Genomic DNA, 9,752 nt, shown 5'->3' on the forward strand with positions numbered 1-9,752 from the left:
CAGGTTAACATCTTATATCTAAAAATCTAATAATCTATTGTTTGAGAATAGTCCGTTAAAAAGCCAAAACACGGAGACGCGGTGACGCAAAGTTTTTTTATGAGAGGAGTTGAAATCTGTTTTCTTTGTTTTTAGGCAATTGGTTATTAGTTATTTACCAGTAATTTATCGAAGTTTTGTTAAAAGGAACGATGGATTGAATCTGCCAGTTCTAATTTCTCCATTTCCCGGATATTTTTCTATTTTTGCAGCAAAATAAAAACCTGAAGAAGGATGTTTGAGAATCTATCGGAAAGACTGGAGCGATCGTTTAAGATACTTAAAGGTCAGGGTACGATCACAGAAATCAATGTGGCCGAAACCCTTAAAGATATTCGTCGTGCCTTACTGGATGCCGATGTCAATTTTAAGACGGCCAGGAATTTCACCGAAACGGTTAAGGAAAAGGCTTTGGGGCAAAACGTGCTGACAGCTGTGAAGCCTCAGCAGATGATGGTGAAAATTGTCCACGATGAGCTGGCCGAACTAATGGGAGGCTCTTCTACCGATATCAACCTGAAAGGTAATCCCGCTGTGATACTGGTGGCAGGACTTCAGGGATCGGGAAAAACTACTTTTTCCGGAAAACTGGCCAATCTGATCAAAAACAAACGAGGTAAGCATCCAATGCTCATTGCCGGTGATGTTTACCGACCGGCAGCCATCAACCAGCTTCAGGTTCTTGGCGAGCAAATCAGCGTTCCTGTTTACACCGAAGAGGGCAATACCGATCCGGTAAAAATTGCAAAAGCAGGCATCAAAGAAGCCAGGGCTAAAGGGCATGATGTTGTAATCATCGACACCGCCGGTCGTCTGGCCATTGATGAGCAGATGATGAACGAGATATCTGCCATTAAGGATGCTGTAAAGCCCCATGAGACCTTGTTTGTGGTGGATGCCATGACCGGTCAGGATGCTGTGAATACAGCTAAAGAATTTAACGACCGGCTTGATTTTGACGGTGTTGTTCTGACCAAACTCGATGGTGATACCCGTGGTGGTGCTGCCATTTCTATACGCAGCGTAGTCGATAAGCCCATTAAGTTTGTGGGGATGGGTGAGAAGATGGATGCACTTGATGTATTTCATCCATCACGTATGGCCGACCGTATTCTGGGAATGGGTGATATTGTTTCGCTGGTTGAGAAGGCTCAGGAACAATATGATGCCGAAGAGGCCAAAAAGCTTCAGAAAAAAATTGCCAAAAACCAGTTTAACTTTGACGACTTTATCGGACAGATACGTCAGATTAAAAAGATGGGTAACCTGAAAGATTTGGCAGGAATGATCCCTGGCATGGGGAAGATGTTGAAGAACGTGGATATCGATGACGATGCTTTTAAGGGTGTGGAAGCAATTATTTCTTCGATGACGCCGGAAGAACGCCAACAACCGTCAATTATAAATGGCAGCAGGCGCAAACGGATTGCAGCAGGCAGCGGAACATCAATACAGGAAGTCAACCGGCTGATGAAGCAGTTTGAAGATACACGAAAAGCCATGCGGATGATGACGCAAGGCAAGAATCTCTCGAAGATGATGAGTAATTTCCCGATGGGAAGATAAAATATTGGAAAGGGAGAAGGACGCAATGCAGCGACTTCTCCCTTTTTTTGTTTAAATTTCTATAATTATTGGCAATATTCCGTTTAAATTTTGCAATACACTAAAAATAAATTGTTTGTGATTAAGGCGGGTTCTCGTTAACAATATCAGTTAAAAAAAAACTTAAACGCAGAGACGCAATGCCGCAAAGTTTTTATTATGAGAGTGTAGAGAAGCCCAATTTGGGTGTTTCTACCTTACCATACATCTGTAAAATATTGCGTTAAAATGTAGTATATTTTACAACAGTCTGCTAAATTTTTTTTACAATACGTTGCAAACCAATTGCTTGTTATTAAAAGGTTGTATTTATTAAAATGCAGTATATCAAGATTATAGGAATCATCTTATATCTTATATCTAAAAATCTAACAATCTATTGTTTAAGGTTATACGAATCATCTTAAATCTATTATCTAAAAATCTAACGATCTATTAATGGAACTACTCGACGGAAAAGCAACAGCTCGCAGCATTAAACAGGAAATCGCTGAAGAAGTAAAGAAAATGAAAGCCGACGGTGTGCGTGAACCTCATTTGGTAGCCGTACTGGTGGGTCACGATGGCGGTAGCGAAAGTTATGTGGCCTACAAAATAAAAGATTGTGAAGAAGTCGGGTTCAAGTCATCCCTGATACGCTATGAAGACGATGTTACTGAAGATGAATTGCTGAAGTGCGTTCACGATCTTAACAACGATGATAATGTGGATGGCTTTATTGTGCAGTTGCCACTGCCAAAGCATATTTCAGAAGAGAAGATCACGCTTGCTATTGACCCAAAGAAGGACGTTGACGGGTTTCATCCGCAAAATGTAGGACAGATGACCATGGGCCTGCCGGCTTTTGTTTCGGCAACCCCTCAGGGAATAATGGAGCTTATAAAGCGTTACAATATTGAAACATCCGGTAAGCATGCCGTGGTTTTGGGACGCAGCAACATTGTAGGACGACCAATGAGCATATTGCTCTCTTTGAAAGGAGACCCCGGCAATGCCACAGTAACTGTTTGTCACAGCCGCACCCAAAATTTGAAAGAAATTTGCAGACAGGCCGACATTCTGATTGCCGCTTTGGGTAGTCCTGGTTTTGTTACAGCCGATATGGTTAAAGAAGGTGCTGTTGTTATTGATGTAGGAACAACCAGGGTTCCATCCGATAAAACAAAATCGGGCTTTAAGCTGACCGGTGATGTGGTGTTTGATGAAGTTGCTCCCAAATGTAGCTATATTACTCCTGTTCCGGGTGGGGTAGGGCCAATGACCCGCGCTTCATTGCTCATCAATACCCTTAAAGCAGCCCGAGCGGCGAATGCCAGTTAATCATATATGAATATAATGTCCTCATTCATCTAATCTAATTAGTGTATGTCCATAAAGTGCCATTTACTGTGTTACGCTCGTCCGAAAATTACTCATTTACGAAGAGTAAACTCCCTGTTTTCGGACTTCGCAAGCCTTGCAACCGGCACTTTCTGAACAGATACATGAAAAGTAGGAAACTTTTCCTACTTTATAGACGAGCATTAATTATCCAATAATCTTATCGTCTAAATTTAAGAACAAAGATTCCTCCTATATATTTGATGAAAACCGGACAGTCTGTTTCAGAATGTCCGGTTTTTTTAGGGCGGAGGACTTCAATCCACCGAATTAAATTTTCATAATATAATCCACCAGATTATCTCCTTGTTCCAGATCGAGTTTTTTTCGCAATTTGTAACGATTGTTTTCCACGGCCCGGGCGGTAATATTCATCAGCGAAGCTATTTCTTTCGATGTCATATTCATACGCAAATAGGCAGCCAGTCGCATTTCTCTGGCTGTCAGATTAGGATGTTTTTCAGTCAGCCGCTTCAGGAAATCTTCATGTACCTGTTCAAGGTGGGTTTCAAATATTTCCCAGTGTGCTTCATTGTCTATGTCGCGATCAATTTGACGTACCACCGAGGCAATTTTCTTTTCAATAACATCTTTGTCCCCTACTTTTCTGGCTTTCTGAAGCTCCTCTTTTATCTTTATCAGAAACTCATTTTTGTGAATGATGTGCATGGTAGAATTGGCCAGTTCTTTTTCTTTGTGCTTCATATCGTCCCGTAGCTTTTCATTCCGCAGCCTTATCATTTCCTTTTCATTTTCCAGAGCTTCACGTTTTAATTGTTCTTCTCGTTCACGGTATTTTTGTTGCTGACGCAGCTTTTCCCTCTGTCGGCTTTTCTCAACAATTCTGTTGGTGATCCACAAAATAGTGAATAACAGCATAACAGCAAGCACAATATATGCTGTCTTGGCCCAGGTAGTTCTGTACCAGGGCGGTAGTACCTCGAATTTAAAAGAGGCGGGCTTGGTCTGGACGCCGTGAACATTTCGGGCCCTGACTTTAAATGTATATTCACCTTCTGGTAATCGTGTGAACTGACGGTTTTGTATGTTCGACCATGGCGACCAATCAGATTCAAAGCCTTCCAGTATTGTGGAATATTCAAGCTCGCCCCCGCCAAACCAGGTGGCTGAAAAAGTTATGTCGAAGGCATTTTCTTTGAATTTAAAAGTTGGGACATACTTCTGCCGGTGGGAGTCACTGCTTGAGAAAAAGAGCCGGTCGGGCTTTTTCTGGCTTCTGAAACCACGAATATGTGCCTGGAAAGGTTGGTAATAGTTGACATCATTGGTTACCGAATATTGTCCAAATCCGTCCTCAATACCAAAGAAGGCCGTCTCTTCGTCCAGTACAAAAACCGATTCAAAACCTCCCACAAGTTTGTTTTTAAGAGGAATAAGCGGATTATCGATTTTTTTATACGTTGCATCTTCCTGTAGTCGAAGAACTCCAACACCATTGTTTACAAAGAACCAGATGTTATGATACCTGTCCTGACGTAACTGCACCGGAAAAGCTCCGCTTTCCTGGAAGTAGGTTTCTAACTTATCCCTGGTAAAAGAATTTTCATCCGATAGGGAGTAAATTCCATCAGGGGAAGTAAAAATAACCCTGTCGTCTATTCGGGATGCGGAAAAGCCCTGGAAATTGCTTATTCCGTTAAAGTCATCATTGGTCTCCACTTTGACGACCCTCGAGTAATCCTCGTTGAAACTGAGTCTGAAAATTCCTTTAAGCCCGTGTGCCACCCAGAGAGTTCCATCTGGTCCCCATTCTATAAAACGGGAAGATTCCCGAAATCCTTCAATGCTTCTGTAATAATCCCAGATGTCTTTTTCATTTCTTTTCAGAAGTACAAGACCGGTATAAGTTCCTACCATCAACATGTCTTTGTTTCCGGGAATATACCGGAATGTCCATGCGCCGTTCAGTGATGGGGGTGAGATAAGCTCTGCCTTTTCATCCTCAATATGAAAGATGCCCAGGTTGTGCCCCATTAATAGTTCTCCTGTCATTTCGTCGATGAAGAGACTCCAAACCTGGCCGTTTGATCCTTCAACCATGTGAAAATCGGTTCGGTCTTTCGTGGGGCTGCGGAATTTTTTACTGGTAATGGTGTAAAGGGCCTGGTTGGTGCCGAGATAAAAATTTTCTCCTTTTTTCTCCATGCAATAACCTGTTCCGATGTCGAAGTATCCCTGGATGAAACTGACCGCCGAATTGTAGCTGATGCGTGCAATTCCATTGTCGAGCGCTGTCCAGATGTTTTTTTGCCTGTCTGTAAAGATGTCAAGAACGGTATTATTGTTCAGACCTTTATCTTTGGTGGCGATCATCTTAATATTTCCTCCGGAATCGACGATGACAACACCCGATTGAATGGTTCCAAAAGCAAAGTCTTCACCGGCTTTGGTACCACAAAAAATATTGGCCTCCTTTAAATAGTTACTTGCGGGAACATCCCATTTTTGAATGCCATTCATGTCCCACAGATATAATCCGTCGTCCATAGTACCGATTACAATCCGGTTATTGGAAAGAGCTACTACGCTGCTTACAGTCTTTTCAACAAACGTTTCTCCTCCCGGGATTTTAAAGAGTGTGTTGTTTCTTAATTCCATCAACCCTTCACTGTCATCATGTGCCAGAATCATTCCATTAACCATGAAAGCTTCGGAAATGCGCGATATGGCCGGAATGAAATCCACCGATTTCTCCGGAGTATAGATACACAATCCGTTGTGCGACTGAAAAATCAACTGATCATTTTTTTTGAAAATGTTCCAGAAATCTCCCAGGTCAGGCACATTAAACCGGTCGGTAAGAGACTGGTAGTGAAAATTACCTGTTGAATCTTTTTCGTAAGCTCCAAATTCATCGGTAGCTCCTATGTATACCTTACCATCATCGACAAAAACCGAACGTGGCAGGTTGTTGGTAAGATTGGGATGCCCCGGAAACATTCGCCAATGGGTACCATCGTATTCTAAAATACCATTATTGTTGGCAAAATAAAGCAATCCGTTAGAAGCCTGAGCGATGTTCCAGTTTTGTGTAGCACCGTGGTATTCCCTTCGGTTAAAATACTGAATATCTGAAATTCCGTATTCAACCGGATTGGCGGGTGCATGAAACAGATTCAACAGGAAAAAAAAGAAAAACAACAGATTTTTTTTCATCCGGATAAAATTTGTTTTAAAATGTGGTATGGAACTCGTTAATTTTTCATACAAGTCCTTTTGTCGCTTATTTGACAACTTAAAGTATCCGCATTTCGGTTCTTCGGTTTTTTGCCCTTCCTGCCTCCGTTTCGTTGGTGTCGACCGGGCGGCTGAATCCATATCCTTTGTATTCGAGTCGTTTTTCGCTGATACCTTTCCCTATGAGGAAATCGTATACCGAACGGGCCCTGTTTTTCGAGAGTTCGGTGTTATATTCTTCCGTTCCTGTATTGTCGGTATGGCCTTCAATCATAATACGAACCTCCGGGTTGTTTTTAAGAAAAGCAACTACTTCGTTCAGTTCTATCTTTGATTGCGGTTTCAAAGCATAAGAATCGGTTTCGAAGAAGACATTTTCGAGCCTGACAGAAGCTCCCTTTTTTATGGGTTGCAGACCAATGTCGAGATAATAGGGCTTATCTGCCGGATGCTCTCCTTTCAGGTTGAAATTGCCCGAATAGAACAAATAGCCGGGGTGGTCGGCTTTGAATGCATATTCTCCGCCGGTGGGGAGGCAAACAAGAAATTGTCCTGAAAATCTGTTACCTTTTGAGGTAACGACAGTTTCTTCGTTTTCCAGGTTGATCAGTTCAAAATCGGCCGGTAGCATTTCCCCGGTTTCTGCATCGAATACTTTCCCTTTTACATAGAGAACTGGATTTGGACGAAAATCTTCAGGCAGTTCAAAGCTGTATATGTCTTTCCCTTTGGTGACAGCATCTTGTCCGTCTGTGGCAAAGTAAGCACGATTGCCTTTAGCCGTTACGATCAGTCCTATTTCATCTTTTGGGGAATTGAGCGGGTAACCCATGTTTTTTGGCTCAGACCATTGGGCACTGTCTGTCTTTTGACTGATGAAAATATCCATTCCCCCGAGCCCCTGATGCCCGTTTGATGAAAAATAAAGGGTTTCACCGTCGTGATGAAGAAAAGGCGAGTTTTCATCCTGAGGTGTATTAACCGGTTTTCCCGGATTTTCCAGATTTCCGAAATAAGGTGTGCCGTCATCTTTTGTTCCCGTGACGGTTGCTTTCCATATATCTTTTCCTCCAACTCCGTCGGGCCTTGAACTTATGAAATAGAGCGTCTTGCCATCGGCTGAAAAATGAGGCTGACTCTCCCAGAAAGGCGAATTAACCGGGGCACCAACATTAACCGGGGCGCTCCATCCGGTTTCGGTTCTTTGGGAGAAGTAGATATCGCAGCTTCCTTTGGAATCGGAGCGCCCGCATCCGGTGAAAAACATCCAGTTGCCATCGGCCGAAAGCGTTTGTGCACCCTCGTTGCTGGTAGTATTGATCCTGCCTTTTAAAAGGGAGCGTGGCTGCCATGCGCTGCTGCTATCGGAGTGTGAAACATAAAAATCTTCCTGAAAGAACATAGATGATTTTGGTAGATCACCACCCTTTTCGCTGTACAATTTCATATCGCGTGGTACAAGTACCGTGATTACCATGGTTTTTTCATCGGCAGTGAGACTGGGCCAGTATTCATCAAAATCACTATTAACATTGGGCCCTTCATTTTTTAGTTCTATGTCGTAAGGCGCATTCAATGTGTTTTTTACAAAAGTAACATGACGAATCATATTATCGGCTCTCTTCCTGGCATTCTCGTTGTTGGTCATTGTTTTATACCGAACCAGGTAATCTAATGACTGATCGTAATCACCGGCGTTAAAGGCAGCGTTTGCAATGTTCAGACAGGTTGGCGGAAAGAAAGTGGAATCTATACGGAGTGCCGCTTTCAGGATTTCAATTTCTTTTTCCCATTTTTCCTGCGAATGAAATAAATCTCCCAAAAGAAGCAGTGGTTCTATGAATTCGGGTTCGCGTTTCAGTGCTTTTTCCAACAGCGTTTTAGCTTCCTGGTAATTCCCGGCAGCATATTCATCACGACCCTGTTCATAAATTTTTATAGCGCGTTTATTACTGATGCTGTATTTCTCCTGGGCATTGGCATCTTCGGCCATTACCAGTGTTATCACGATAAAAAGGAAAAGGATTCTCTTCATACTTCAATTTCTTGCGAATTCCGGTTTATTACCACGCTCGATTGCTTCGCGTGTAGTTTTCATTAATTCCTCCGGCTTATCGGTGAAGTCGCAGGTTTTAATGGGCGGATGAATAACAAGCGCTGCCCGGCCGGGAACAATGTTCATAAAACCATTTCTTTTAATACGCCACGAGTTAACAATGGTTACAGGCAAGACAGGGAGTTCCAAATCGAGGGCCAGTTTGAAGGCTCCCCGCTTGAACGGTTTTATTGTGGAAGACTTGCTTCGTGTCCCTTCCGGAAAGATCACTACCGACGAACCTTTTGTCAGCTTCTGGCGTGCCTCTTCCAGCGATTTAACAGCAGCACGGGCAGAGGAACGGTCTATGAATATGTGTCCGACTTTTTCGCTGGCATATCCGATAAAAGGAAGTTTACGCAATTCTTTTTTCATTATCCATTTAAAGTTTATGCCCAGGTAACCATATAACATGAAAATATCAAATCCGGTTTGATGATTCGCCACAATTACATAAGATTGACCAGGCGTAACATTTTCCCGTCCGTGTACTTTGACGATGACAGGTGTGATCCAACAGGTGATTTTTGCCCAGGCTTTTCCCCAGAAATCACCTGCCCGTGGCGATATTAAAATGGAAAAAAGAGCCGCAAGAATAGCGCAAACAATCGAGTTGATCAGCATGAGCGGAATATAAACCGGCCATTTATATAACTGGTATGGCCAGTACCACCAGGGAACGGTTGTTTTTTCTGACATCGTATCTTATTTAGTGTTCGTCTATAAACTCGCAAAAATTTTTACAATATGTCTATAAGCCACAAAAATAACATAAATCGCCACACAGTTGAAAAAAACCGTTATGGAAAGCAAAACGGGTGAAACGAGTCCCGATAAACCATGGGAGGCAGGGGCGAGTTCCATTAGGCCTTGAAAAATAAATTTTATACTAATGAAAAATGCCTGAAAAAAAATTCCATAATTAAAACTAAAACACTACTTTTGCACCCGATTCGTGCAATCTCTTACTGAACACAGGGGTCATGTAATATTGCACGCTAAGTTAAATCTTCAAAAGCACATACAATGGATTTGATGAAAGTTGCTGAAGAGTCCTTTAAGACCGGGGTTGAAATACCCGAATTCGGCGCAGGTGACACAATCTCGGTTCACTACAAAATTAAAGAGGGAAACAAAGAACGTGTTCAGGTTTTCCGTGGAACAGTGATCCAGATTAAAGGCAGCGGGAATAATAAACGTTTTACCGTTCGGAAAATTTCCAACAACGTGGGGATTGAACGGATTTTCCCTATGAACTCACCGTTTATTGACAAAATTGAAGTTAACCGAAAAGGTAAAGTTCGTCGTAAAAGAATTTACTATCTGCGTCAACTTACCGGGAAAAAGGCCCGCATCAAGGAAAAAAGAGTTTAATTTCTTCATAGTCCCGACTTTTCCGGGAAAGAGGAAATATCTGAATTAAAAACGTCATCCG

6 protein-coding genes are annotated in these 9,752 nt (G+C 42.4%); 3 read left to right on the forward strand and 3 right to left on the reverse strand.

Annotation, left to right across the window (positions count from 1 at the left end; all coding sequences use genetic code 11):
* The first annotated feature begins 273 nt into the window (after window positions 1–273).
* Window positions 274–1,605 (forward strand): signal recognition particle protein, encoded by a 1,332-nt coding sequence (gene ffh, locus OQ5_RS0100360; protein ID WP_016775589.1) that lies wholly within the window; start codon window positions 274–276, stop codon window positions 1,603–1,605.
* 477 nt (window positions 1,606–2,082) lie between these two features.
* Window positions 2,083–2,964: a bifunctional methylenetetrahydrofolate dehydrogenase/methenyltetrahydrofolate cyclohydrolase FolD gene (folD, locus tag OQ5_RS0100365; RefSeq protein WP_016775590.1), complete on the forward strand. Its 882-nt coding sequence runs from the start codon at window positions 2,083–2,085 to the stop codon at window positions 2,962–2,964.
* Between the two features lie 330 nt (window positions 2,965–3,294).
* Here folD and OQ5_RS0100370 read toward each other — a convergent pair whose 3' ends face one another.
* The 3 genes from OQ5_RS0100370 to OQ5_RS0100380 form a co-directional block, all read right to left on the reverse strand.
* Entirely contained in the window at window positions 3,295–6,201 is a 2,907-nt protein-coding gene (locus tag OQ5_RS0100370) for a ligand-binding sensor domain-containing protein (RefSeq protein ID WP_016775591.1), read from the reverse strand.
* A gap of 79 nt (window positions 6,202–6,280) precedes the next feature.
* The gene (locus tag OQ5_RS0100375; RefSeq protein WP_016775592.1) at window positions 6,281–8,257 is read right to left on the reverse strand and encodes an OmpA family protein; all 1,977 of its coding nucleotides are present in this window, start codon (window positions 8,255–8,257) and stop codon (window positions 6,281–6,283) included.
* Between the two features lie 3 nt (window positions 8,258–8,260).
* Window positions 8,261–9,016 (reverse strand): lysophospholipid acyltransferase family protein, encoded by a 756-nt coding sequence (locus OQ5_RS0100380; RefSeq protein ID WP_016775593.1) that lies wholly within the window; start codon window positions 9,014–9,016, stop codon window positions 8,261–8,263.
* Between the two features lie 327 nt (window positions 9,017–9,343).
* On the opposite strand from OQ5_RS0100380, the gene rplS reads away from it, so the two are divergent.
* Window positions 9,344–9,691, forward strand: a complete 348-nt coding sequence (rplS, locus tag OQ5_RS0100385) for a 50S ribosomal protein L19 (protein ID WP_016775594.1) — start codon at window positions 9,344–9,346, stop codon at window positions 9,689–9,691.
* Window positions 9,692–9,752 lie beyond the last annotated feature (61 nt).

The sequence above is a fragment of the Anaerophaga thermohalophila str. Valhall genome (assembly GCF_000250735.1).
Lineage (GTDB): Bacteria > Bacteroidota > Bacteroidia > Bacteroidales > Marinilabiliaceae > Anaerophaga > Anaerophaga thermohalophila_A.